Genomic DNA, 24,203 nt, shown 5'->3' with positions numbered 1-24,203 from the left:
AACCTCCCTTAATCAGTAAAGATACATATTCTATCGAAAATTAAAAATGGATTTGACTTATAAAAAAACACCTCGAAGTTTTATGAAACTTTGAGGTGTTTTAATTAAAAATATTATTTCTATTTAGTTCTTTTTTGCCCAGTTATCTCGTAAACCAACTGTTTTATTAAATACTAAATTTTCGGTAGTAGAATCATCATCTACATTAAAATATCCTAAACGTTGAAACTGAAATTGTTGCCCTATTTTTGCTGTTTGTAAACTTGGTTCTACAAAAGCAGTAATTTTTTCTAATGAATTAGGATTCACAAATTCCATAAAATCTTTGTCTTTATGGTTATCTGGAGCTTCATCTAAAAACAAACGATCGTATGCTCTTACCTCAGCTTTTACAGCGTGTTTTACAGATACCCAATGTAAGGTTCCTTTTACTTTTCGCTTGCTTTCTTCTGTATCACTTCCCGATTTTGTTTTCGGGTCATATGTACAGTGAATTACCGTAATTTCTCCGTTTTCATCTTTTTCACAACTTGTTGCAGTAATAAAATAAGCATTTTTTAAACGAACTTCTTTTCCTAATTTTAATCTAAAAAACTTCTTATTTGCTTCCTCTCTAAAATCTTCTCTTTCGATATAAATTTCTCTTGCGAAAGGAATAATTCTTGTGCCAGAATTTTCATCCTCAGGATTGTTTTCTGCAATTAAAATCTCTTCTTTATCTTCAGGATAATTATCTATAATTACTTTTACAGGATCTAAAACTCCCATAACCCTGTTTGCTGTTTTGTTTAAATCTTCTCGAATCTTAAACTCTAACAGCGAAACATCAATAATATTTTCTCTTTTTGATACTCCAACAGTTTCTATAAAATTACGGATTGATGCTGGTGTGTAACCACGTCTTCTTAATCCAGAAATTGTTGGCATTCTTGGATCATCCCATCCATTTACAATTCCTTTTTCTACCAATGTTAACAACTTACGCTTACTCATAATAGTATAGCTTAAGTTTAAACGAGAAAACTCGCGTTGCTTTGGCGGATTTGGTAATTCGGTTTTACTGTATTCGTAAACATTGTCGCGAAACCAGTTGTATAATTCTCTATGAGGTTTAAATTCTAAAGAACATAAAGAATGTGAAATCTGCTCTAAATAATCACTCTCACCATGCGTCCAATCATACATTGGGTAAATAACCCAATCGTTTCCTGTTCTGTGGTGTGTTTTCTTTAAAATACGATACATTAACGGATCACGTAATAACATATTAGGCGATTCCATATCTATTTTAGCTCTTAAAACATGCGTTCCTTCTTCAAATTCACCAGCTTTCATTCGGCTAAATAAATCTAAATTTTCTTCAACAGATCTGCTTCTAAAAGGACTATTTGTTCCAACCTTTGTTGGTGTTCCTTTTTGAGCGCGCATTTCTTCAGAAGATTGACTATCGACATACGCTTTACCATCTTTTATTAATAAAACAGCCCAATCGTATAATTGCTGAAAGTAATCAGATGAGTACAATTCATTTGCCCATTTATACCCTAACCAAGTAACATCTTCTTTAATAGCATCTACATACTCTTGCTCTTCTTTAGCAGGGTTTGTATCATCAAAACGTAAGTTTACTGGCGCATTGTATTTTTCACCTAAACCAAAGCTAATTCCGATAGCTTTTGTGTGACCGATATGTAAATATCCGTTAGGTTCTGGCGGAAAACGAAAACGTAAATTCTCTTTTGGTAATCCGTTTGCAATATCCTCTTCAATAATTTGTTCTAAAAAATTCAATGATTTTTTTTCTTCTGACATCTTCTGTTGAAATTGAAGTGCAAAATTACGGAAAATTTTATCCAAAAAAAGAAAAGCGAAAACCCTTTATAGAGTTTTCGCTTTCAATCTAAATATCTTTCGTTAAATAACGATCAATCCGTATGATGTGATTCTGAAATAAATTTAGAATAACGTTAAAAATTACAATTCCTTAACCAGAATTTGTTATAGATTCTTATAGCAAAACTGGTTCTCGATACAATTTTATTCCGTTAGCACTTCTTAAAATCACTCGAACTGACAGTTCGTAAATTTTAATACCTAAAAATAGGCAACAGGTTAAATTTACCTTTTGTACTACTTATTATTTTCCGAACGAGTTATTTTCTTGATTGATATCTGCCATTAATTTTGACGGATCAATTTGTACAGATTTTACTTCTTTTGAAGTTGTAAATGTATATGTTGGGTGTGCAAACGTCCAATCTGCAATTTTAGTTGCGTTGGTTGGTTTTTCGCCACGCATCATACGTAAAGGAATGTTAAACGCTTCTTTGCTTCCATCAACATAAGTAACCTCAACATCTATAGGCATTGGCATTTGACCAATTCTCTCTAAAGTAACAGCTTTACCAGAAACAGCTTTTACACCATAATCAATCGTATGTATGGTTTGTGTCCATTCGTTTAAATACCAATCTAAATGAATTCCTGAAACTTTTTCAGCAGTTCGTTTAATATCGTTTGGCGTTGGATGCTTAAAAGAGAAATCGTTAAAATATTTTTTTAATGTTTTAGCTACATTCTCTTCTCCGATAACATATTCTAATTGTGATAAGAAAATATTTCCTTTAGAATAACTCGCTACTCCGTATGCAGTATTTGTATGATATCTATCTGCATGTGTAGTTAATGGCTCTTCTATGTTGTTTTTTACCACATAATTATAACCTCTATAAGAACCTGCATGTGGATTTTCTACATTTTTACCAGAAATTTCATTTTCTGCTTTGTTAGAAATGTAAGATGTGAATCCTTCATCCATCCAAGGATGTTTACTTTCGTTTGTTGCTAATAAAAACTGAAACCAAGTATGTGCCATTTCATGAGAGGTAACACCAAATAAACTTCCCCAACTACGTTTTCCTGTAATTAAAGTACTCATAGCGTATTCCATTCCGCCATCACCTCCTTGAATAACTGAATACTGCTTGTATGGATATTGTCCAATATTTTCACTAAAATAAGTCATTAATTCAGCCGTTTTAGGCTGTAGCTTTTTCCAGCTTTCTAAATATTTAGCGTCTAATGTTTTCTTGTATAAGAAATGTAAATCGATACCGTTATCCATCGTTAACATATCGTGCTTATATTCTGGATCTGCTGCCCAAGTAAAATCGTGTACGTTTGGCGCTTTAAAATTCCAAGTTAACTTTTCTCCTGACGGAATATTTAAAGCTTCCTTTTTGTTTTCATAACCATGCCCAACTTCTTGTGCATTTTGTAAATATCCTGTACCACCAACTACGTAGTTTTTATCAATGTGTAAAGTAACTTCAAAATTACCCCAAACACCATGATATTCACGACCTAAGTAAGGTGGCGTATGCCATCCTTCAAAATCATATTCGGCCATTTTAGGATACCATTGCGCCATAGACAAAGCAACTCCTTCTGCATTATTACGTCCTGAACGACGAATTTGATTAGGAACCTGTGCATCAAAAATCATATCGAAAGTTACACTTTCTCCTGGTTGAATAGCTTTGCTTAAAGTAACTTCTAATATAGTACCAACAGTTTCATGCTTAACAACAGTTCCGTTTTGTTTTAATGAATTTACCTTGATGTATCCTATTTCAGACGGAGATAATTTTACAATTTTATCTGCAATTTTACTACTCGGATCTTTAATATTTCTCGAACGAACATCCATTTGAGAATTTGGCTGAAAGGCATTAAAATACAAGTGATAAAACACTTTATCTAAAACATCAGGTGAATTGTTTGTGTACACCAATTTCTGTGTTCCTTTATATTGAAATGTCTTTACATCCATATCAATATCCATTGTATAATCAACATGTTGTTGCCAATAATTTTGATTTGTTGATTTATTTACTGACGACTTTACTGTACTGTTGTTTGTTGTGCTAGTAGAAGCACAAGAAACTATCGATAATAATGAAAGTCCTAAAATTATTTTTTTCATATTAAATTGATTTAATTCCTATTGTGGTTAGGGTGTTTTTTAAGTTATTTAATTCGTTTTCATTTTTAAGTATCGTAAAGCTGCGTTTTTTTCCGTTGTGTAATTTTAAAAACACACGTTCTCTTCCTAAAACTTTCTTAACCTCTAACCCTTCAATTTCTGAAAGATTGTAATTGGTTTTCCAAGATCTTTTAAAGAGATAAAAAAACACTGCAACTACTGATACTATTGCCAATAAAAGCATCAAAATAAAAAGAAATTCGTTTTTATAATAACGCATCGAAAACAACTGAACACCCATATTAAGCGCATTAACTAACATTAATACGATTACCAATTTCGAATGAGATGGCACCTCATCTTTAATTTTTAACCGCTCTTTTTGTTTATCAAACTCTAACTGCATAGGTGTTATTATAACAAAAAAAGAGCATCAAAATAATGCTCTTTTTTTAAATAGTATTCTGTTTTTATTTTCTTCCGTTTACCATTCTGTCAGCCATTAAAACTGCATTGTATGCATTTACAATACGACCAGAAACTGATAAATCTGCAAAAGGAACTAAATCTCCTGCTGGATTTGCTCTAGACGTAGATCCTGGTTTTGTAACCATTAAATCGATCTTTGTACCAGAGTTCATAATAATATGCTTTACCTGGCTTGCAGATAACTGTGGATAGTAAGAACGTATTAATGCCGCTACACCTGCTGTTGCTGGAGAAGCCATTGATGTTCCACTAATTTTTTGATATTTGTTATCAGGAAAAGTTGAGTGTATTTGAACTCCAGGAGCAAAAATATCTACATTTACTTTACCATAGTTTGAAAAACCTGCAGGTAATTTTTCATTATAATTAGCACTCATTGCACCAATCGTTAAGAAATTATCAGAAACCTCTGTTAATTGATCTGGAGCATCGTTTGGAAATGTTTTATCTACATCGATGTTTTCTCCTGAATTTCCTGCTGCGTTTACAATTAACACATCTTTAGAAGCTGCATATTTAATTGCATCGTAAACCCATTCTTTATTTGGTGAAAAAGCTTTACCAAAACTAGTGTTAATTACTTTTGCACCATTATCAACCGCATAACGAATACCTAAAGCAACATCTTTATCATATTCATCTCCGTCTGATACCGAACGTACAGCCATCATTTTTACATTAGTAGCAACACCGTTCATACCTTTATCATTGTTACGAGTTGCACCAATAATACCTGTTACGTGCGTACCGTGGATTTCTCCTTCTTCAGAGTGTCCAGTATTTGCATCTCCATAACCAGGTTTATCGTTAATATCGTATGCGTTATCGCCTACAACTGTACGGTAATCTGTTTTTAAATTAGCTCCACTAACTACATCTGAAGCCGTTTTAACTAATTTACTTAATTGCTCTTTTGCTTCACTTAAAGAACCAATTCCGAAACCATACATTTGCTTAGCTCCTGTTACTGCTTGGTTTAAACCTGCATCTGTTGTTTTAATTGCTAAAACTTCTTCTTTTGTATAATCTGATTTTCCGAAGTGTTTTGCTAAAGCATCATCTGCCATTGTTACTCCAGCTAACATTTGTCCGTAACGCGCTTCATTCTTTTTTGCTGCCTCCACTTTTGTTTCTTGTAAAGCTTTTACCGCTTTTAAAGTTTCTGCATCTGCAATTGATGGGTTCATTAAAATACGTTCATATTCTAAATGCTCTTTATACGATTTTCCTAAAAAGTTCCATCCGTTAATATCATCAACGTATCCGTTTTTGTCATCATCAATTCCGTTTCCTGCAATTTCTTTAGTGTTTATCCAAGCAACGTCTACTAAATCTTCATGTTTTAAATCACTACCAGAATCTACAACTCCAACAACAACTTCAACACCTTTTTTACCTTTTAAGAATTCGTATGCTTTATCAACACTCATTCCTGGAATAGAATCGGTTGCTAAATCTAAATGATGCCAGTTATCTTTTTCATACGCTGTTAATTCAGCTTTCTTCTCTGACATAGTAACTACTGTGTTACTTCCGGTTGGCACTACCTTTTTACTTACTGATGAACAACCTACTAAAGAGGTAATTGCAATTGCTGAGTAAAATACGGGTTTTAAAATTCTCATAATGTTTCTCTTAATTAAATATATCTGTAAAATTATAACTCTCATTTAAACGCACTCCTTTTTCGGTGTGCTTTACTGTTATTAACTCGTTGTAAGCATCGTGCTCTAAAAACAAGTAAAATTCTTTGTCTGCAGCCTCTTTTAAAAAGATTTCTTTTTCCTGTAAAGTTAATAACGGTCGTGTATCATAACCCATTACGTAAGGTAAAGGAATATGACCTGCGGTTGGTAATAAATCGGCCATAAAAACAACTGTTTTCCCTTGATATTGAATTTTAGGTAACATTTGTTTTTCGGTATGACCATCCATAAACAATAAATCAAAACCTACTTGATTCTGGCTATTTTTATTGATGAAATTTAGCTGTCCGTTTTCTTTTATAGGCTGTATGTTTTCTTTTAAAAAAGATGCTTTTTCACGTGCGTTAGGCTCAATTGCCCATTGCCAATGATTTTCATTACTCCAAACTTTCGCATTTTTAAAGGCAGGCATAAAACCCGTTTTATCGTTATTCCATTGAATAACACCTCCGCAATGATCAAAATGTAAGTGTGTTAAAAACACATCTGTAATATCATCTCTATGAAAACCATATTTAGCAAGTGATACATCTAGTGAAAAATCACCAAACATGTAATAATATCCAAAAAATTTATCTGATTGTTTGTTTCCTATTCCGGTATCTACCAACGTAAGTCTATCTCCATCTTCAATAAGCATACAGCGCATACCCATTGAAATCATGTTTTTATCGTCTGCCGGATTTGTTTTTTGCCAAATCGCTTTTGGTACCACGCCAAACATAGCGCCACCGTCTAATTTAAAGTTTCCTGTTTCTATTGGATAAATTCGCATAGCTACAAAGATGCAGATTTTTAACGAATTTTTTTGTTAAGAAAAACAAAAAAGCGCATCTTAAAAAGATACGCTTTTGTTGAGGTGTCTAGCGGATTCGAACCGCTGTACATGGTTTTGCAAACCATTGCCTAGCCACTCGGCCAAGACACCTTTTATTAATTAGGACTGCAAATTTACAGTTTTTATTTTTTAACGCAAGCTTTTTTTAACTTTTACGCACATCTTTTAATACAATTACTACTTCTGCAGCATTACCACCAATTGGCGGATTGATTTTAGCTACGCTAACTTCCGCCTCTTCAACCAGTTGTATCTCATTAAAAATTCTATCAATAATTCTCTGAGCAACATGTTCTAATAATTTAGATCGGATTGCCATTTCTTCTTTTACAATATGATTTAAATGTACATAATCAACAGTATCAACCAATTCATCTGTTTTTGCCGATTTTTGCAAATCTGCTTTCACCTCTATATCTACTCTATATTCCGAGCCTATCTTAGCTTCTTCTTCTAAACATCCGTGGTTTGTAAATAATCGGATGTTGTTTACACGTATAATTCCCATAGCCACAAAAGTACCAATGTTTCTTAATTAATCAACTATCTTATGTCAGTTGCTTTAACTTGTAAAAAAGTCAAAAACATTACTTAACGCACTCGTACTAGCTTTATAAAACTCAGTATAACTACATCGTTGGCATGTTACGCTTGTAAATTTTTTATTCTGAATATCAAAAATTTTAGACAACGTACCTCCTGTTGCTCTCATTTCGCTTACTTCATAGGTGTGGTTACTGCATTTCGGGCAAGTATAATTTAATGGCTTACTCATCTGTTTTATTTTATGTTTATACTTATTAGAGTATTAAAACAAACAAATGTTACAATTTACTTTATTTCAAAAGCTTGTTCTTTATCGTTTATTACCGCCTTATATTTTCCTTTAGGTAAATAATAAACACCGTTTTTAGCTTTTTTAATGACATTATCTTCATGTTTTTTAAGATATGTTTTTCTTCCTTTTTTAGAGAAGGAAGCATCATAAACCACTTCATTAAATCCTTTTTCTGCTTGTATTTTAATGGTATTTACTAAAATAGTTTCTGAAAATAATTTTACTGAAACTTCTTTACTTTCTGATGAGTAAAACGGAATCGTAATTTCTGGAGTATTCGGTTTTAACCACTTACTCCATGAGCTTCCCCAAGAACTTCTTTTTCTAATATTTTTGATTGAAAACACCGTTGCTTCATTTTTAAAATCTTGCAACGAAGTAATATCAGCTTTATATAAACTTCGACCATGCGTAGCTACAATTAAATGTTTTGCTGTTGGCTGAATTACTAAATCGTGTACAGCTACGTTTGGTAATCCGTTTTTAAAAGGTTGCCATTGTGCACCATTATCAAAAGAAACATACAAACCATTATCGGTTCCTAAGTATAAAATATTTTCTTTCTTCGTATCTTCTTTTATCACATTTACTGGTGATGTTGGCAAAGATTCTCCAATATTTTTCCAGGTTTTACCAAAATCATCAGACATATACACATAGCTTGTAAAATCATCAAATCGATATCCGTTTAAGGTTACATACACTCTTTCTTTTTTATGTTTTGAGGCAATTACACGACTTACCCATAAATTTTGTGGTAATGTATTTGATGTTTTTTCCCAACTTCCGCCTCCGTTTTTGCTAACATGCACCAATCCGTCATCAGAACCAACATATAACAATCCGAATTGAAACGGACTTTCAGATATTGATGTTAATGTTCCGTATGCAACATTCCCTTTTTTTCCGCCCTGTGTTAAATCACCCGAAATTGCTTCCCAAGTATCTCCTTTATCTAATGATCTGTGTAATTTATTTCCTCCTAAATATAAAATATCTTGATTATGTTTTGATAACTGAATTGGGGTTTGCCAGTTAAAACGATACGGAGTTTCACCCAACGTATGTTTTGGTTGAATATATTTCTGACTTCCTGATGCTCTATCAATACGGTAATAATTTCCGAACTGATAACCCGTATAAACAATATTCGGATTGCGATCATCAACCGCAACTTGCATTCCGTCTCCACCCATTATACTTTCGTACGGATTTTTACCTGATTGCTTCCAACCTTTATCAATTTTTGCATTGTGGTTTGCTACCCAAACCCCATTATCTTGCAAACCACCATATACTTTATAGTTTTTTTGATTATCAGCATACACCGTATAAAACTGTCCTACTGCTGGCTGATTTGCTTTTATCCAACTTTCACCATCATCATAAGAAATATTTAAACCACCGTCATTTCCTTCTACTAAATGTCCTTGTTTATTAGGATTTACCCACAACGCCTGATGATCGGCATGTACATTTTCTTTACTAATTGATGTAAATGTTTTTCCACCATCTTTCGATTTTAAAATTGGTACTCCTAATACGTAAATTCCGTTTTCGTCCTGCGGATCTACTCTAATTTCACCAAAATAATATCCGTAAGAATAATATAAATCATCTAAATAACCATCGTGTGTTTTTTTCCATGATTTTCCGCCATTGGTCGTTTTAAAAACCTCAGCTCCAATAACAGGTGTGTCAAATAATAAGGTGTTTGCATCTTCTAAATACTTGGCTAAATCGATTGGTTTTACAGAGCCTGCACGCACCATTTGTTTTACATTTTCGGCACGGTATTTTTCTTGAAAACCATTCATTTTTAAATAACTGTTCAGCTTTTTATCCTTCAACATTAAAAACGCATCCACAGTCATGGTTTTAAAATCTTCTTTAGTTAAAGCATTTGAAGTTTGTTCTTTCTTGGCTGTTTTTTCTCTTCGAAATTGACTGTCATGAAACGCATACACCGTATTTTCATTAAAAACCGCTAAACCAATTCTTCCGACACCTTCTCCTTTCGGAAAACCATTATTATCAGAAATCTTGACCCAAGAATTTCCTAAATCGATAGATTTGTAGATTGCAGAGTTTTTTCCGTCTCCATCAAAATTCCACGCTTTACGTTCGCGTTCCCAAGCAGCGGCATATAAAATATTAAAGTTATTCGGTGCCGGTTGCACATCTATAATTCCTGTGTTTTCATTGATGAATAAGGTTTTATTCCATGTTTTTCCTCCATCGGTGGTTTTAAAAATTCCACGTTCGTTATTTGAAGAATATAAATGCCCGATTACTCCAATTACAACCTCATCCGGATTTTTAGGGTTGATTAATATTCTACCGATATGATGTGAATCTGTCAACCCAACATTTACCCAGGTTTTACCTTTATCCGTAGATTTTAAAATTCCGATTCCTGCATAACTAGAACGAGAAGAATTATTTTCTCCTGTTCCTACCCAAAGTGTTCCGTTTTTCCAATCAACAGCAATATCACCTATGTTTTGTGTTGGCGAACTATCTAAAACAGGTGTAAATGTTGTTCCGTTATTGTTCGTATACCACAATCCTCCAGAGGCGTAACCCACATAAAATTCAGTAGTATTTTCTGGATTTACATCAATATCAACCACACGACCACTCATTACCGTTGGTCCGATATTTTTAAAAGCAATATTTTTAACAATAGATGTTTTTGTTAAAGCTTCTTTTTTGATTAATGCTTGTTGTGTTTGTTGCGCCTTGGTAGGCTGTTGTGCTACTGTAGCCAATGTAAAAAGGGCTACAAAAACGGTAAAAACGGTTTTCATTTATTGTTTGTTTAGATGTGATGAAATTACTGCAAGTAAATGCGAAATCAAAAAAATTAACAAAATATTGATTTTTAGCCTTTTTAAAATTCCCTTTTTTCACTCAAAAAAAAGAGTAGCTTTGTAATGTTAAGAACATCAATGCTATGACTATTTTTATTCTTTCTGTTAGCGATCAAATATATTCTACGCAAAGAATATATAAAGAAGCTAGTCGCCGTGGACATAATGTTAGGGTTATAAATCATTTAAAATGTGCTATAAAACTAACAAACGGGAAACCTGAAATAATTTATAACGGAGAAAACATTATTGACATTCCTGATGTAATAATTCCAAGAATTGGAGCTTCTTCTACACGTCATGGTGCAGCAGTTGTTAAGGAATTTGAACTAAACGGCGTATATAGTACAGCTACATCTTTAGGTATTTTACAATCTCAAAATAAGGTTCGCACATTACAGATCATGAACCGAAAAAACATTCCGATTCCTGACACGTTGTTTTCTGTAAACCCAGAAAATATAGGTGAACAAATAGATTTGTTAGGAGGTGCGCCAATAATCATAAAACTACAAGAAGGTACGCATGGCGCTGGTGTTATTTTAGCTGAAAGTAAAAAATCAGCAAAATCGATTATTGACACGATGTATAGTACTAATGCAAACATTTTGCTACAAGAATTTATACAAGAAAGTAATAGCGAAGATATTCGCGCATTTGTGGTTGGCAATAAAGTAGTTTCATCTATGAAGCGAAAAGGCTTAGAAGATGATTTTCGCTCGAATATTCACCAAGGCGGAAGCGGTTTTAAAGTAACTTTATCTGAAGAAGAAAAAGAAATAGCTGTAAAAGCTGCACAATATTTAAGCTTACCAGTTACGGGAGTTGATTTAATTCGTTCAAAAAGAGGTTCTTTACTAATTGAAGTAAATTCAACGCCAGGTTTGCAAGGAATTGAAGCATATACCAAAGATAATATCGCTAAAGCCATTATTAAATTTCTAGAAGAAAATTGTTCGGACAAGAGGTCAAAAAATGAGTTTAGGAAAATCTAAACTCATTTAAATACCAGTTGATAGACTACCTACGGGAACTCAGATTGAAATTCCTATTTATATATTAAATGGTAATGAAGCTGGACCTACTATTTTATCACAAGGAAGTTTACATAGTAATGAAGTTAATAGTGCTGAATTGGTTAGTAGAATGCTAATTGATAAGTCTTATAAAACACATCGAGCTTCTGTTATTGTAACTCCTTTACTAAACGTTTTTTTATTTATCACGTGATATGCATGGTAAAGGTGTAAACAGAAGCTTTCCTCGATCAAAAAAAGGTTCGCTGACAAGCAGAATGGCGTATTACTTAATGAAAGAATTTCTTAATAATGTAGATTTAGCAATCGACTTTCATACTGGTGGCTCACAACGAAATAATTTCCCGAAAATTAGATATAAACCTGAAGATGCAAGAGGTTTTGAATTAGCAAAAATATTTAATACTCCTTTAATTTTTAACTCAAAATTGATACCGAAATCTTTTAAAAATCAATGTTATAAAAATAACATTCTTGTTATTGTTTACGAAGGTGGAGAATCTTTACGTTTAGAAGAAAATGTTACTCAACTAGGAATAAATGGTAAGCCTCGTATTTTAAAATGATCAATAAGGATATTAATACTCCTGAGAGCTCTAAATCAATTCATTTATATAAAAGAAAATGGATACGAGCTACAGTAGCTGGTCTTTTTAATTGTACAGTAAAAAATGGTTCTAATATTAAAAAAGGTCAAATTTTAGGGCATATTATGGGCACTTACGGAGAAATTAATTTTACTGTAAAAACACCTACAAATGGATATATAATTGTAAAAAATAATTTTCCAATTATAAATATGGGAGATGCTTTACTTCATACAGGAAGAACTTAAGTAGCTGATTTAATTTTTGTTAAGAAATATTTGCATATATATATATTTACTGTATATTTATAAAAATTAATCAATTATATATATCACTAGCTAGTGAAAGAGAAGGAAATTTTGTAAAAATTGCTTACACTTTTTCTTAATTTTAATGACCATAACACTTATTGTTTAATAAGTGATGTTACTTTTTACTTAAAAAGTATATTTAAACCACAAAATTACTTTTGAGGTTGGTTATCAACACAAAAATTTAAATAAATTAAAAATTATGAAAACAAAAATTAGTTTAATACTTGCTTTATTCTTATTGAGTTTTTCAAACTGTACTTCTGAAAATGAAAAAGTTAGTAATGAAGAAATTAATTATGCGAAAAAATCTAAAATTAATGCCAATAAAATTCTATCCAGCTACCAATTTAACTCCTTTATAAATGGAAAAGATTTTTTATCAAAAAATGAAAATTCTGAATATATTATTACTCAAGACAAGTTAAAAGAGCTTCTTGATTTAACAAATTTTTCTGAAGAAGAAAAAGCTAAAGTGACAGTAGAATTTACTAATAACATTATAAAAACTATTGTAGAAGCAAAGAAAAACGGAGGGTTAACTAAAGATTTTATATCTTCTTTTCCTATCTCCGAGCCTTCAGAAAAAGCAATCATTCAAATGTTAGATGAAAATAAAATACAAAAAGTAGAAAGTCTTATTCCTTTTAATACAATTTCAGTAAAAGAACAGGGTATGTTAAGTGTTGTAAATGATTTTAGAAACGATTATTTAACTGAAAACAAGAATAGATTAGAGCATAGAGATTGTTTTATGTCTGGACCTACAGGTAGTGGATATATGAGTTGTGGTACTGCTGGTGGTATAATTGGCGGACTTATAGGGGGTAGTTGTTGTGGTGTAGTAGGTCTTGGAGTAGGTGCTGGAGTAGGCTATTTAGTTGGTAAATTAATAGGTGATGTAAGCTAAATATATCTTCCCATAAAAAAAATTAACAATGAAAAAATTATTTATTTTATCAATAGTATTATTTAATTCTTTTTTAATTTTTTCTCAAAAAACTAAAAAAGACATCAACCATATTTCTATTACATTTCAAAGCGGTATAGGGTATAGTAAAATACAACAAAATAATTCAATTCTTTATGGTTTTTCTAAACGTGATGCCGTTCATATAAATTATAATTTAAAGAATGGTTTAAAACTTATTACAGGTATTGGTTTTAACAACTATAATTCTAACACTTCTGTAAAACAAATTTCTTATGTTGATATTCCTTTAAAAGTTGGTTTTAATTTAGGGTTTAATGGAGATTTAACATCAAAAGTTTACTTATTAGCTGCTTTGGGTTTTAATTATAATATTTTCTCTGATATAATCCTTGAGAATCAAACAATAAATTTTAACAAAAACAATTTTGGGTTAGTTGGAGATTTAGGTGTGAATTTTCCGCTTTCTAAAAAAATGTTTTTGAATTTATTTTTTAGTTTTTCAAATAATTTAACTAAAGCTAAACTAACCAATAACGATGATTTTAAAATAAAAGATGATAAGAAAGTTAATATTTCTATTGGTTATTCTTTTTAGTGGTTATTTTATTGTTATTCATTTTCATACAATATCCCTCAAACTATATTTAAATAAGGTTGAAGAGTATGAAAATGGTGTTTATCTCTTTATAACAGGAGTAAACAACAAAATTTCTAATAGGATTAAACAAAATTTTAATTATGCTAAAAAATCAAAATATAATCATATAGGTTTACTATTTGTCAAAAAAGAAGAACTGTTTTTAGTAGATGTACAACCCTCGAAAATTATAAAAAATTCGTTTCTAAAAAAGCAAAACATATATGACTATATAAGTTTTTTAAAAAAAGATTTAAACCATATAGCTATTTGGAAAGTAAAAAATGTTTCAGTAAAATCTGTTTTAAGCAAAATAAACTTTAGAGAAAAAATATACTATGATTATAATTTTGACAATTCTACTGATTCAGAATTATATTGCTCAGAGTTTGTTGTTAAAACTTTAAATAAAAGTATGAAAAATCAACACTTTATTTCTTTAGAAAAAGAACTTACTTTTGGTGAAAAGCTGTTTATAAATAAAGATATTATTAAATATTATCCAGTAGATTTTTTTATAGAAAACAAAAACTTTTCTCAAATAAGTGAATGGAGTAAGTAACTGATTTTATTTACTTTATTAATTAATTTTCACTTCCTTTAGAATCAATTAACTAATTAAAACTAAAAATTTATGGAATTACTTATTTAGTGGTGGTGTTTTAATGGTTATTATCGGGCTTGTTAAAAGTGCTATGAAAAAATAAACGCATAAATTATTTAAAAAAACGTCTTTTAAAGGGCGTTTTTTTATTTACAAAACTTCCTAATAAATTAGCAGTACCTTTGCGGGTTCAAAGAGATGCTTATTTTAGAGTGTTTCTAAAATAACATATATGACATTTAAATCTTTAGGATTATCTGATGCTTTATTAAAGGCCATCAGCGAAAAAGGATACGATACTCCATCACCAATTCAAGCAAAAGCAATACCACCTATTTTAGAAGGAAAAGACGTATTGGCTTCTGCACAAACAGGAACAGGAAAAACAGCAGGTTTTACACTACCTGTTTTACAACGTTTAGCAGATTCAAAACACCCAAAATACCGTCCTGTAAGAGCGTTAGTATTAACACCAACAAGAGAACTTGCTGCTCAGGTACATGATAATGTAAGAGAATATAGTAAGTATTTAGATATTAGATCGGCCGTAGTTTTTGGAGGTGTAAAAGCTGCCAGTCAAATAAAAACGCTAAGACAAGGAGTTGATATATTAGTAGCCACTCCTGGTAGATTATTAGATTTACACGATCAAAAAGCAGTATCTTTTAACAGAATAGATGTACTTATTTTAGATGAAGCAGACCGTATGTTAGACATGGGTTTTGTTAGAGATATTAACAAAATTATTAGTTACATGCCTACAAAGCGTCAAAATTTACTATTTTCTGCTACATTTTCATCAGAAATTAAAAGATTAGCTTCAGGTATTTTAAGAAATCCTATTTCTGTAGAAGCTGCTCCGCAAAACTCAACGGCTGATAAGGTTTCTCAAAAAGTATATACTGTTGATAAAGGTAAAAAGACGGAGGTTGTTATTAACTTAATTAAAGATGGTAACTGGAGTCAGGTTTTAATTTTTACAAGAACCAAGCACGGAGCCAATAAATTAACTGAAAAACTAGTAAAAGCAGGAGTTTCTGCTGCTGCAATTCACGGTAATAAAAGTCAGGGTGCACGTACAAAAGCATTGGCTAACTTTAAGAGTAATTCTATTCGTGTTTTAGTGGCAACTGATATTGCTGCTCGTGGTATTGATATTCCGTTATTACCACACGTTATCAACTTCGAATTACCAAATGTACCAGAAGATTATGTACACAGAATTGGTAGAACCGGTAGAGCAGGTGCAAAAGGAGAAGCTATTTCTTTAGTTTGTAGTGAAGAAACTGAATACCAAAAAGAAATAGAAAAAATACTAAAGCAAAAATTAAAGACAGAAGTTATTGAAGGTTACGAACCTAAAGACACTGCTGGTCCTAAAAGAGCTGCAACACAAAAGAAAAAATCTGGAAACGGAAAGAAAAAAGGTGTAGGCGCAACGCACAGAGGTGCTGCAGAAGGAACTAGAAAACCAAAAAGAGAACGTCCTAGCGATCCTTCAAGAAGAAGCGATGGAGCTCCAAGGAAAAATAGAAGAAGGTAATATTTAAATGAATTTTTCTTCTTACATAAAGAATATATTAAAATCTCAGGAACTTGATAGTCAAGTTTCTGAGATTTTGAGTTTTTTTACACCACTAACATTAACTAAAAACAGTTTTTTGGTTGAAAAAGATACTATTTGCAAATACTTTTGTTTTATTGAAAGCGGAATTCTACAGCACGCTATTAATATATTAGAAGAAGAAAAAACAACGTATTTAGCGTTAAAAAACTCCTGTACATCTGCCTTAAAAAGCTTCTTACAAGAAACTCCTTCGCGTAAAAACATTAAGGCATTAAGTGATTGTAATTTACAAGTGATTTTAGTAAAAGATTTTAAATACCTGTTAGAAAACAACACTGCTTTTCATCGATTTTATTATACTTTAATTGAAAAACAAATTTTTTTAATTGATGATTATCGCATCGATTTACTTACGCTTAGTGCAGAAGAACGTTACACTAAACTACTTACAAACGAAGCTGAACTGCTACAAGAAGTTCCGCTACACTACCTGGCTTCTTTTTTAGGAATTTCTAATAGGCATATGAGTAGAATTCGAAAAAACATAAAATAGTGCCAAATGGCTAGGCAATTAAATGTTTCTTTTATTTATTTTTGAGAACATTTTAATTGTTAGCATTATGAAATACAATCCAATAAACCGTGACCTTTTTATAAAAAACCGCAAAAACTTTATGGCGCAAATGAAGCCAAATAGTCTAGCTGTTTTTAACTCTAATGATGTATATCCGGTAAGTGCAGATAGTACACTTCCGTTCGAGCAACATCGCGATATATTTTTCTTAAGTGGTGTTGATCAAGAAGAAAGTATTTTAATACTATTTCCTAATTGCCCGAAAGAAAATTTACGTGAAGTATTATTTTTACGTGAAACAAATGAACATATTGCTGTTTGGGAAGGTGAAAAATTAACCAAAGAAAAAGCATTAACAACAACAGGTATTAAATCTGTTTTTTGGTTACAAGATTTAGAAAAAGTAGTTGCAGAAATGATGGCGCTTGCCGAAACTGTGTATATAAACACCAATGAACATTATCGTGCTTCTGTAGAAACCGAAACTCGCGAAGCTCGCTTTACGAAATGGTTACTAGCAAAATACCCGGCACATTCTGTTGCTAAAAGTAATCCTATATTACAACGCTTACGTTCACTAAAAGACCCGATAGAACTAGATTTAATGCAGCAAGCCTGCGATATTACCGAAAAAGGTTTTAGACGTGTGTTAGACTTCGTAAAACCTGGTGTTTGGGAATATGAGATTGAAGCTGAGTTTATTCATGAATTCTTAAGAAATCGTTCTAAAAAATTCGCCTACACGCCTATTATCGCTTCAGGAAACAATGCAAACGTATTACATTATATCGAAAACAATCAACAGTGTAAGGCAGGTGATTTAATTTTAATGGATGTTGGTGCAGAATATGCAAATTACTCTGCAGATATGTCGAGAACAGTTCCTGTTTCCGGTCGTTTTTCTGATCGTCAAAAAGAAGTATATAATGCTGTAAATCGTGTAAAAAATGATGCAACAAAATTATTAGTTCCTGGTACTATTTGGGCAGATTACCATGTTGAAGTTGGTAAATTAATGACTTCTGAATTATTAGGTTTAGGTTTATTAGATAAAGCCGATGTGCAAAATGAAGATAAAAACTGGCCAGCATATAAAAAATACTTTATGCACGGTACTTCTCACCATATAGGACTAGACACCCATGATTACGGATTATTACACCAACCTATGGAAGCTAATATGGTATTTACCGTAGAGCCTGGTATATACATACCTAACGAAGGTTTTGGTATTCGTTTAGAAGATGATTTAGTGATTCAAGAAAAAGGAGAGCCTTTTAACTTAATGGGCAACATACCTATTGAAGCTGACGAAATTGAAGATATTATGAATTCTTAATTCGTTTCAAATAAACATAAAAAAAGCCTCTGAAGTTTTCAGAGGCTTTTCTTTTACTAACAATTAAATAAAAATTATTCAACCGTTAAAGTATATTGTGGTGTAGGGTTTAAAGGGCAAAAATATACATATTCTCCTTTTTTTAAGACCACTTCTTTAGTTGTAGATTTTGTATTGTTTTTTACTAAAGAGGTTACATAAGCTTCTTTAATATGATGTTCTGCCTCTATCTTTCCTTTTTCAGTTAAAACAAAACCAACATCATGACCTACATTTTTATTTGCTATTTCAAAAATATAAGTTCCTTCTTTTAAGCTTATTTTCTTTTGAGTAAATTCACCTTTAGTTTGTTCTAAAGACACTGTTTTAACTTCTTGTGCATTTGCATTTAATGCGAAACTTAATAAAATTGCTACTACTGCTATTACTTTTTTCATGATTTGCTTTTTAAAATTTGTCAATAATCTTTTTATGTTTATGAATTTGTTGTGAATTCTCCTGCTTTTACACTCGGAAAATCAACCTCTGTTTGTGCAATATGATTTACATAATTTGTTAATGTATTAGAAACAACATTTAAAACAATTTCTAAAATATCACCGTCGTTGTATCCTGCTACTTTTGCTGCAGCTATCTCATCCGAACTTACTTTTCCTTTGTTTTTAGTAACACTTTGTGCAAAATTTAAACCTGCCTGTATTTTTTCATCAGCTGCTAAACCTTGTCTATTTTGTTCTGTTTCAGCATCTGTTAAGCCATTCAGTTTACCGATTGCTGTATGTGCAGATAAACAATAGTCACACTCGTTTTCTTCGGCAATTGCCAATGCTAACTGTTCTCTAAATTTATTAGAGAAATTTCCACTTGCAGTTAATTCACCTAAACTTAAATAGGTTTGTAAGGTTGCTGGTGAATTACCAAATACCTTAATTAGATTGGGAATAAAGCCCAACTTTTTTTGTACTGCATCAAATAATTCTTTTGATTTTCCTTTAGTAGTTTCCGGGTTTAAAGTTTTAATTCTTGTACTCATTTTTATTATTTTTAAAATTACTTATTTTCATTATTACAATTACAGTTTTCTCTTTCTGAAAATTGTTCATTATACTCTTGATACCCCCAGCAGTTAGGGCATTGATATGCTTCGTTTGTTTTCATTACATTGATATTTGTAAACTAAAAAGTGTTAGTTTTAATTATACTACAAAGATGCGGAGGAAGTACTCTTTTAAAAATGGACAAAAGTTCCTTAAACTTGGACTTTAATTATTTTCTTAACCTATGTTAAGAAAATAATTAATAAATGTGTTATATATTTGCATTGTTATTATCTGTAAGATATCCCCAATATATTACAGCCCCCTAAGTAATAACAATCCCTTAAAAAAATACCCCCAACTCGTGGCCCTTGTGTGTTACGAGTTTTTTTATGCCCTTTTTTATAATAAAAATCAATATTGTTATTTTTGAAATTGTTTTAGAGATTGACCTGTTGCCTTGATAAAAAACAGTTTAATTCACTTATTAACATAGGTTAATTAACTATTAATAAATGTGTTATATATTTGTAGTGTTATTATGTATAGCGTATCCCCAACATGTTATAGTCCCCTAAGTAATAGCATCCCCTTAAAAAACAACCCCCCAACTCGTGGCCCTTGTGTGTTACGAGTTTTTTTGTGCCCTTTTTTATATAAAAAAATAACGATTGTTCTTTTTGAAATTATTTTAGAGATTGACCTGTTGCCTCTATAAAAAACAGTTTAATTCACTTATTAACATAGGTTAATTAACTATTAATAAATGTGTTATATATTTGTAGTGTTATTATGTATAGCGTATCCCCAATATGTTATAATCCCCTAAGTAATAGCATCCCCTTAAAAAACAACCCCCAACTCGTGGCCCTTGTGTGTTACGAGTTTTTTTATGCACTTTTTTATACAACAAAATCACTATTATTCTTTTTGAAATTGTTTTGGAGATTGACCTGTTGCTTTGGTAAAAAAACGAGAAAAATAAGCAGGATCGTTAAATCCTAAATCAAAAGCTATATGTTTTACAGCCTTTGTTGAGTATAGTAACTGACGCTTTGCTTCGATTATTATCCTATTCTTAATAAAATCACTTGGAGTTTTATTGTTTGTTTTTTTTAAATGCTTTGTTAGTGATTTAGAAGAAATACCCAAACGATTGGCATAATCACTTACACTGTGTAATTTCTTAAAATTTAATTCTACTAATAAACTAAAATCTTTAAACAACTTTGTTTCTGCATCTTCTTTAACTATAAAATCTTCTTTTTTAATACGAACTGAATGAATGATAAATTGTTTTAAATAGGCCTGTAACATATCATATTGTGCTGTCTGATTATTTTCAAATTCATCTATTAAGCTCTCAATAATAAAACTCAACTTTTTAACATCTTTCTCTTTAGGCTTAACAAAGGGTGTTTCATATATATTGTTAAATAAAACGCCGTTACAAGCAACTTCAGTGTCATGAGTTTGTATACAGTAAAAATCTTGAATGAAATTTAATTGATAAGCTACTTTTATTTCTTCTGAATCTACAGAAAAAACTTGTCCTGGTGATAAAAAAAACAAAACACCGTCGTTAAAAGAATAACTTTCAAAATCGATATGATAAGTACCGCTACCTTCTTTTATCCAAAAAATCTTATAGGTATTTATTTGTTCTGGTTTATTAACTACACAAGTTTTTTCGAATTTTACTTCTTCTAATTTAAAAACATCTTTATACTTATAGGTTTTTATTTCTTGAATAGCCATTGTTTTATTTCATTTTATTCTTGGTCGAAAAAATATGATTAGCTAACAAAACAAGGCTATCTTTGGTATAAAATTAAAGTTATATTGTGTAAGAATTATTTATATATCGTTTTACTGTTTTTCAGCTTTTCATTATTCTCACAATCTAACTGGAAAAAATTCAAGGAACTTTCTCCTCCAAAGAAAACCTGGGTTATATTACATCCTTTAAAAGCTAAAAAAGCTTTGCTAATCTCTGAAAAAGCTTACCAAATAGCCGATTCAATTAAAAAAACGCCCTTGCTAGATGGTGATGCCTCAGGAGGACAAGTAGATGCCTTTCGCCATGCTTTTTGGATGGCAATTTTACGCCAAGAAATAGGGAAAACTGCGGCGCGTTCTTTAGGTAAATCACACGAAAAAGAAAACTATAGAACTTATAAAAAAAGTAAACTAGAAGACGGCGTTGTTCCTGATAAAATAGCAACTACCATGGATTTATTCAACAATGAAGTAGGTCTTTCTCTTACCCGAAAAGGAGGTGAAATCCCTGAGAAAAGTTTAATATATCGTGTTATAAATGAAATTTATTTTGGCAGACTAAAAGTCATAAAAAAAGATAGTGTTGGTAATTTTTTAACATGTAATAACAAACCTATTTCACTAAAGTCTTTAAAAGGTAAATGGGAGAATAATAAATGTTTGGTAAATTCTAATTATAAAAAATAATGCAAAAAGTATATTTTATTTCTGGTACTATGTGTACAATTGATTTATGGCAATTTGTGTTTCCTAAATTAGAAAACATAGTACCTATTTATATAGATATTACTTCGGCAACTTGTTTTGATGAAATTAATAAAATAATAGTAGCTAAAATTGAAGCTCCTGCCTTAATTGTTGGGTTTTCTTTAGGTGGGTTTTCAGCTTTAAACTTTGCTGTTCATTATCCACAAAAAGTAAAAAAATTAGTAATAATTGCAGCAAATACAAACGGATTAAATGAAAAAGAAATAGCGCTAAGAAAAAGTACTATTTCTTTTTTAGAAGAACATAAATATAACGGAATTTCAAAAGCAAGGATTCAACAATTTTTACATTCTGATAATCATCAAAATAAAGAAATCACTGCTATAATTAAAAAAATGGATGCCGATTTAGGTAAAGATGTTTTAATTCGCCAGTTAAAAGCTACGTCTGTTAGATTAGATATCTCAAAACAAGTTTTAAAACTAAATATCCCGATAGTTTTTATTGCTGCTGAAAATGATAATTTAATTCCTGTTAAAAACATAAAGCTTCTTGTAAGTAAATTAAAAAAAGGCAGGTTTATTAGCATTAAAAACTGCGGACACATGATTACCTTAGAAAAACCAAAAGAATTATCTGGGGTAATAAATAGTGTTGTTTTTTAACTTATTTTCTAATAACTTCGCTATCACTTTACTCATAATCTTTAATCAGGTAATTATAAAAACTTTAAAAGATTGAAAAATCACTTAAGTTAAGTGCATAAGAATATGACAAGATTTATTAAAAAACATAAAAAAGAAATTGGTCTTGCTCCTGATGATTTAATCTTTAGAGGAGAAAAAAAAACAGATTCAATTTCACTTAGAATTATTGATTTCGATTCTAAAAATTTAACTGAAAATACTGCCAAAACGGTAAAAGAAATCAGTGAATTTCAGCATAAAGAAACTGTTACTTGGATAAATGTAGATGGGCTTCATAACACTTCTATTATGCAAGAAATAACAACTGCTTTTAAGCTAGATACTTTAGTTTTACCCGAAGTTTTAAATACAGAAGCGAGACCCAGAGTTATTGAGTATGACAATTGTACATTAATATCAATTAAGATGTTAATGTTAGATGAAAAACAAGGCAAAACAGTTGTTGAAAACTTAAGTTTAATTCTTACTAAAACGGTGTTAATGTCTTTTCAGGAGCAAAAAGGAGATGTGTTTGAACCTGTAAGAGAAAGAATACGAAAACAGAAAAAAAGAATACGAACCGGAGGAACCGATTATTTAACCTTTGCCTTATTAGATATTGTAGTTGATAACTACCTATATGTAATTAGTGTTTTAGGTGAAAAAATAGAAACTTTAGAAGAAAACCTACTATTAAACCCTAGCAAGGATACTATTAGAGAAATAAATAATTATAAACGTGAACTAAACTTCTTAAGAAAAAACATAAAACCAGCGAAAGAAATGATTTTTTCTTTGGCAAAAACTGATTCTGATTTTATTACCGAAAGCACTTATGTTCACTTTAAAGAGCTTGAAGATAATATTAGCCAAGCAAATGATGCTACAGACAGTTACCGTGAAATTTTATCTGACCAATTAAATGTATATCACACCACAATTAGTAGTAAGCTAAACGATATCATGAAATTTTTAACGGTGTTTTCTGTAATTTTTATTCCGTTAACTTTTATCGCAGGTATTTATGGTACAAATTTCGAATATGTACCAGAACTTACTTACAAATACAGTTATTTTATCATGTGGTTTGTCATGATAATAATTGCTGTTGCTATGCTTATATTTTTCAAGAAAAAGAAATGGTTTTAATCCATTTATAGTTTTTTTACGATGAAAAACAACAAAGAAATAGATAAAATAGCCTTTATTGAAATTAAAGACGGGAAGATTTTAAGCACACTATCTAAAGGTAAAACTAAATATTACATACCTGGCGGCAAACGTGAAAGTGCTGAAAGTGATAAACAAACTCTTGTTAGAGAAGTATTTGAAGAATTAAGTGTTAAAATATTACCAGATACTGCAGAATACATAGGTACTTTTTCGGCACAATCAGACGGAGAAAAAGAAGGAATAAGTGTAATAATGACGTGTTATAGAGCTAAATATTCTGGAGAATTAAAAGCGAGTAGTGAAATTGAGGAAATAAGGTGGTTAAATTTAAAAGATCTTCAAATTATTTCTGCCGTTGATAAAAAGATATTCACTTTTCTTAATCAAAAAGGAGAGTTGATGTAAAATGAAAACAACTTAATTAAACATCAAAAAAAGATACATTTTATTTAAACACATTCTAAATGTGCCACAAAAAAAATAAGATAGTTTGTTCGGCTA

At 30.9% G+C, this 24,203-nt stretch carries 24 protein-coding genes and 1 tRNA gene; 13 read left to right on the top strand and 12 right to left on the bottom strand.

What is annotated here, in order from left to right; all coding sequences use genetic code 11:
- Positions 1-123: 123 nt before the first annotated feature.
- The 9 genes from RRF68_RS09705 to RRF68_RS09665 all read right to left on the bottom strand — a co-directional run bounded on the left by RRF68_RS09705 (position 124) and on the right by RRF68_RS09665 (position 10,666).
- Positions 124-1,812, bottom strand: coding sequence for a glutamine--tRNA ligase/YqeY domain fusion protein (locus RRF68_RS09705; protein ID WP_218771928.1), 1,689 nt, complete (start codon positions 1,810-1,812; stop codon positions 124-126).
- A 325-nt stretch (positions 1,813-2,137) separates the two neighbouring features.
- Positions 2,138-3,985 carry a M1 family metallopeptidase gene (locus RRF68_RS09700; RefSeq protein ID WP_315944220.1) on the bottom strand — a complete coding sequence of 616 codons (1,848 nt, stop codon included), beginning with the start codon at positions 3,983-3,985 and terminating at the stop codon, positions 2,138-2,140.
- Between the two features lies 1 nt (position 3,986).
- A complete protein-coding gene (locus RRF68_RS09695) occupies positions 3,987-4,391 on the bottom strand; it encodes a DUF2101 family protein (RefSeq protein ID WP_218771926.1) in 405 nt (134 codons plus the stop codon).
- A gap of 64 nt (positions 4,392-4,455) precedes the next feature.
- Complete coding sequence (locus RRF68_RS09690) at positions 4,456-6,099, bottom strand: S8 family peptidase (protein WP_315944219.1); 1,644 nt, start codon at positions 6,097-6,099, stop codon at positions 4,456-4,458.
- 10 nt (positions 6,100-6,109) lie between these two features.
- Positions 6,110-6,955: an MBL fold metallo-hydrolase gene (locus RRF68_RS09685; RefSeq protein ID WP_315944218.1), complete on the bottom strand. Its 846-nt coding sequence runs from the start codon at positions 6,953-6,955 to the stop codon at positions 6,110-6,112.
- 82 nt (positions 6,956-7,037) lie between these two features.
- Positions 7,038-7,108 (bottom strand) — tRNA-Cys (locus RRF68_RS09680).
- A gap of 55 nt (positions 7,109-7,163) precedes the next feature.
- Complete coding sequence (folB, locus tag RRF68_RS09675; protein ID WP_315944217.1) at positions 7,164-7,526, bottom strand: dihydroneopterin aldolase; 363 nt, start codon at positions 7,524-7,526, stop codon at positions 7,164-7,166.
- Between the two features lie 54 nt (positions 7,527-7,580).
- The gene (locus RRF68_RS09670; RefSeq protein ID WP_218771922.1) at positions 7,581-7,793 is read right to left on the bottom strand and encodes a zinc ribbon domain-containing protein; all 213 of its coding nucleotides are present in this window, start codon (positions 7,791-7,793) and stop codon (positions 7,581-7,583) included.
- A gap of 56 nt (positions 7,794-7,849) precedes the next feature.
- Positions 7,850-10,666, bottom strand: coding sequence for a VPS10 domain-containing protein (locus tag RRF68_RS09665; RefSeq protein WP_315944216.1), 2,817 nt, complete (start codon positions 10,664-10,666; stop codon positions 7,850-7,852).
- 146 nt (positions 10,667-10,812) lie between these two features.
- On the opposite strand from RRF68_RS09665, the gene RRF68_RS09660 reads away from it, so the two are divergent.
- The 9 genes from RRF68_RS09660 to RRF68_RS09620 all read left to right on the top strand — a co-directional run bounded on the left by RRF68_RS09660 (position 10,813) and on the right by RRF68_RS09620 (position 18,319).
- A complete protein-coding gene (locus RRF68_RS09660) occupies positions 10,813-11,724 on the top strand; it encodes a RimK family alpha-L-glutamate ligase (protein WP_315944215.1) in 912 nt (303 codons plus the stop codon).
- A 236-nt stretch (positions 11,725-11,960) separates the two neighbouring features.
- Positions 11,961-12,332 (top strand): succinylglutamate desuccinylase/aspartoacylase family protein, encoded by a 372-nt coding sequence (locus RRF68_RS09655; RefSeq protein WP_315944214.1) that lies wholly within the window; start codon positions 11,961-11,963, stop codon positions 12,330-12,332.
- A complete protein-coding gene (locus RRF68_RS09650) occupies positions 12,329-12,601 on the top strand; it encodes a succinylglutamate desuccinylase/aspartoacylase family protein (protein ID WP_275315986.1) in 273 nt (90 codons plus the stop codon). Before RRF68_RS09655 ends, RRF68_RS09650 begins: the two co-directional genes overlap by 4 nt.
- A gap of 265 nt (positions 12,602-12,866) precedes the next feature.
- Positions 12,867-13,574 (top strand): hypothetical protein, encoded by a 708-nt coding sequence (locus RRF68_RS09645; protein WP_218771917.1) that lies wholly within the window; start codon positions 12,867-12,869, stop codon positions 13,572-13,574.
- Between the two features lie 28 nt (positions 13,575-13,602).
- Complete coding sequence (locus tag RRF68_RS09640) at positions 13,603-14,193, top strand: hypothetical protein (protein ID WP_315944213.1); 591 nt, start codon at positions 13,603-13,605, stop codon at positions 14,191-14,193.
- Positions 14,153-14,797 carry a YiiX/YebB-like N1pC/P60 family cysteine hydrolase gene (locus RRF68_RS09635; RefSeq protein ID WP_218771915.1) on the top strand — a complete coding sequence of 215 codons (645 nt, stop codon included), beginning with the start codon at positions 14,153-14,155 and terminating at the stop codon, positions 14,795-14,797. Before RRF68_RS09640 ends, RRF68_RS09635 begins: the two co-directional genes overlap by 41 nt.
- A gap of 274 nt (positions 14,798-15,071) precedes the next feature.
- Positions 15,072-16,382, top strand: coding sequence for a DEAD/DEAH box helicase (locus tag RRF68_RS09630; protein ID WP_275315984.1), 1,311 nt, complete (start codon positions 15,072-15,074; stop codon positions 16,380-16,382).
- Positions 16,383-16,500: 118 nt separating this feature from the next.
- The gene (locus RRF68_RS09625) at positions 16,501-16,959 is read left to right on the top strand and encodes a Crp/Fnr family transcriptional regulator (RefSeq protein WP_255554375.1); all 459 of its coding nucleotides are present in this window, start codon (positions 16,501-16,503) and stop codon (positions 16,957-16,959) included.
- A 67-nt stretch (positions 16,960-17,026) separates the two neighbouring features.
- Positions 17,027-18,319 (top strand): aminopeptidase P family protein, encoded by a 1,293-nt coding sequence (locus RRF68_RS09620; RefSeq protein ID WP_315944212.1) that lies wholly within the window; start codon positions 17,027-17,029, stop codon positions 18,317-18,319.
- A gap of 74 nt (positions 18,320-18,393) precedes the next feature.
- Here RRF68_RS09620 and RRF68_RS09615 read toward each other — a convergent pair whose 3' ends face one another.
- The 3 genes from RRF68_RS09615 to RRF68_RS09605 form a co-directional block, all read right to left on the bottom strand.
- Complete coding sequence (locus RRF68_RS09615) at positions 18,394-18,756, bottom strand: cupredoxin domain-containing protein (protein WP_315944211.1); 363 nt, start codon at positions 18,754-18,756, stop codon at positions 18,394-18,396.
- Between the two features lie 38 nt (positions 18,757-18,794).
- Positions 18,795-19,352, bottom strand: a complete 558-nt coding sequence (locus RRF68_RS09610; RefSeq protein WP_218771910.1) for a carboxymuconolactone decarboxylase family protein — start codon at positions 19,350-19,352, stop codon at positions 18,795-18,797.
- 925 nt (positions 19,353-20,277) lie between these two features.
- Positions 20,278-21,114, bottom strand: a complete 837-nt coding sequence (locus RRF68_RS09605) for a helix-turn-helix domain-containing protein (protein WP_315944210.1) — start codon at positions 21,112-21,114, stop codon at positions 20,278-20,280.
- Between the two features lie 84 nt (positions 21,115-21,198).
- Between RRF68_RS09605 and RRF68_RS09600 the strand changes: the two genes are divergently transcribed.
- From RRF68_RS09600 to RRF68_RS09585, 4 genes are all read left to right on the top strand, one after another.
- Positions 21,199-21,822, top strand: a complete 624-nt coding sequence (locus RRF68_RS09600; RefSeq protein WP_218771908.1) for a DUF6973 domain-containing protein — start codon at positions 21,199-21,201, stop codon at positions 21,820-21,822.
- On the top strand, positions 21,822-22,508 hold the full coding sequence (locus RRF68_RS09595) for an alpha/beta fold hydrolase (RefSeq protein ID WP_218771907.1): 687 nt from the start codon (positions 21,822-21,824) through the stop codon (positions 22,506-22,508). Before RRF68_RS09600 ends, RRF68_RS09595 begins: the two co-directional genes overlap by 1 nt.
- A gap of 105 nt (positions 22,509-22,613) precedes the next feature.
- The gene (gene corA / locus RRF68_RS09590) at positions 22,614-23,678 is read left to right on the top strand and encodes a magnesium/cobalt transporter CorA (RefSeq protein ID WP_218771906.1); all 1,065 of its coding nucleotides are present in this window, start codon (positions 22,614-22,616) and stop codon (positions 23,676-23,678) included.
- A 21-nt stretch (positions 23,679-23,699) separates the two neighbouring features.
- Positions 23,700-24,107, top strand: a complete 408-nt coding sequence (locus tag RRF68_RS09585; protein ID WP_315944209.1) for an NUDIX domain-containing protein — start codon at positions 23,700-23,702, stop codon at positions 24,105-24,107.
- Positions 24,108-24,203: the final 96 nt, after the last annotated feature.

This window comes from Tenacibaculum sp. HL-MS23 (genome assembly GCF_032463465.1).
In the GTDB taxonomy this organism is placed as follows: domain Bacteria; phylum Bacteroidota; class Bacteroidia; order Flavobacteriales; family Flavobacteriaceae; genus Polaribacter; species Polaribacter bernardetii.
Note: the sequence above shows the minus strand (reverse complement) of the source record. Positions and strands in the feature narration are given on the sequence as shown.

What these genes read in the sequence shown, in the direction of transcription:
- RRF68_RS09620 (WP_315944212.1), top strand. Translation starts at nt 17,027, where the DNA reads ATGAAATACAATCCAATAAACCGTGACCTTTTTATAAAAAACCGCAAA.
- RRF68_RS09615 (WP_315944211.1), bottom strand. Translation starts at nt 18,756, where the DNA reads ATGAAAAAAGTAATAGCAGTAGTAGCAATTTTATTAAGTTTCGCATTA.
- RRF68_RS09645 (WP_218771917.1), top strand. Translation starts at nt 12,867, where the DNA reads ATGAAAACAAAAATTAGTTTAATACTTGCTTTATTCTTATTGAGTTTT.
- RRF68_RS09690 (WP_315944219.1), bottom strand. Translation starts at nt 6,099, where the DNA reads ATGAGAATTTTAAAACCCGTATTTTACTCAGCAATTGCAATTACCTCT.
- RRF68_RS09605 (WP_315944210.1), bottom strand. Translation starts at nt 21,114, where the DNA reads ATGGCTATTCAAGAAATAAAAACCTATAAGTATAAAGATGTTTTTAAA.
- RRF68_RS09635 (WP_218771915.1), top strand. Translation starts at nt 14,153, where the DNA reads ATGATAAGAAAGTTAATATTTCTATTGGTTATTCTTTTTAGTGGTTAT.
- RRF68_RS09655 (WP_315944214.1), top strand. Translation starts at nt 11,961, where the DNA reads ATGCATGGTAAAGGTGTAAACAGAAGCTTTCCTCGATCAAAAAAAGGT.
- RRF68_RS09705 (WP_218771928.1), bottom strand. Translation starts at nt 1,812, where the DNA reads ATGTCAGAAGAAAAAAAATCATTGAATTTTTTAGAACAAATTATTGAA.
- RRF68_RS09670 (WP_218771922.1), bottom strand. Translation starts at nt 7,793, where the DNA reads ATGAGTAAGCCATTAAATTATACTTGCCCGAAATGCAGTAACCACACC.
- RRF68_RS09610 (WP_218771910.1), bottom strand. Translation starts at nt 19,352, where the DNA reads ATGAGTACAAGAATTAAAACTTTAAACCCGGAAACTACTAAAGGAAAA.
- RRF68_RS09660 (WP_315944215.1), top strand. Translation starts at nt 10,813, where the DNA reads ATGACTATTTTTATTCTTTCTGTTAGCGATCAAATATATTCTACGCAA.
- corA (WP_218771906.1), top strand. Translation starts at nt 22,614, where the DNA reads ATGACAAGATTTATTAAAAAACATAAAAAAGAAATTGGTCTTGCTCCT.
- RRF68_RS09650 (WP_275315986.1), top strand. Translation starts at nt 12,329, where the DNA reads ATGATCAATAAGGATATTAATACTCCTGAGAGCTCTAAATCAATTCAT.
- RRF68_RS09585 (WP_315944209.1), top strand. Translation starts at nt 23,700, where the DNA reads ATGAAAAACAACAAAGAAATAGATAAAATAGCCTTTATTGAAATTAAA.
- RRF68_RS09685 (WP_315944218.1), bottom strand. Translation starts at nt 6,955, where the DNA reads ATGCGAATTTATCCAATAGAAACAGGAAACTTTAAATTAGACGGTGGC.
- RRF68_RS09665 (WP_315944216.1), bottom strand. Translation starts at nt 10,666, where the DNA reads ATGAAAACCGTTTTTACCGTTTTTGTAGCCCTTTTTACATTGGCTACA.
- RRF68_RS09630 (WP_275315984.1), top strand. Translation starts at nt 15,072, where the DNA reads ATGACATTTAAATCTTTAGGATTATCTGATGCTTTATTAAAGGCCATC.
- folB (WP_315944217.1), bottom strand. Translation starts at nt 7,526, where the DNA reads ATGGGAATTATACGTGTAAACAACATCCGATTATTTACAAACCACGGA.
- RRF68_RS09700 (WP_315944220.1), bottom strand. Translation starts at nt 3,985, where the DNA reads ATGAAAAAAATAATTTTAGGACTTTCATTATTATCGATAGTTTCTTGT.
- RRF68_RS09695 (WP_218771926.1), bottom strand. Translation starts at nt 4,391, where the DNA reads ATGCAGTTAGAGTTTGATAAACAAAAAGAGCGGTTAAAAATTAAAGAT.
- RRF68_RS09640 (WP_315944213.1), top strand. Translation starts at nt 13,603, where the DNA reads ATGAAAAAATTATTTATTTTATCAATAGTATTATTTAATTCTTTTTTA.
- RRF68_RS09595 (WP_218771907.1), top strand. Translation starts at nt 21,822, where the DNA reads ATGCAAAAAGTATATTTTATTTCTGGTACTATGTGTACAATTGATTTA.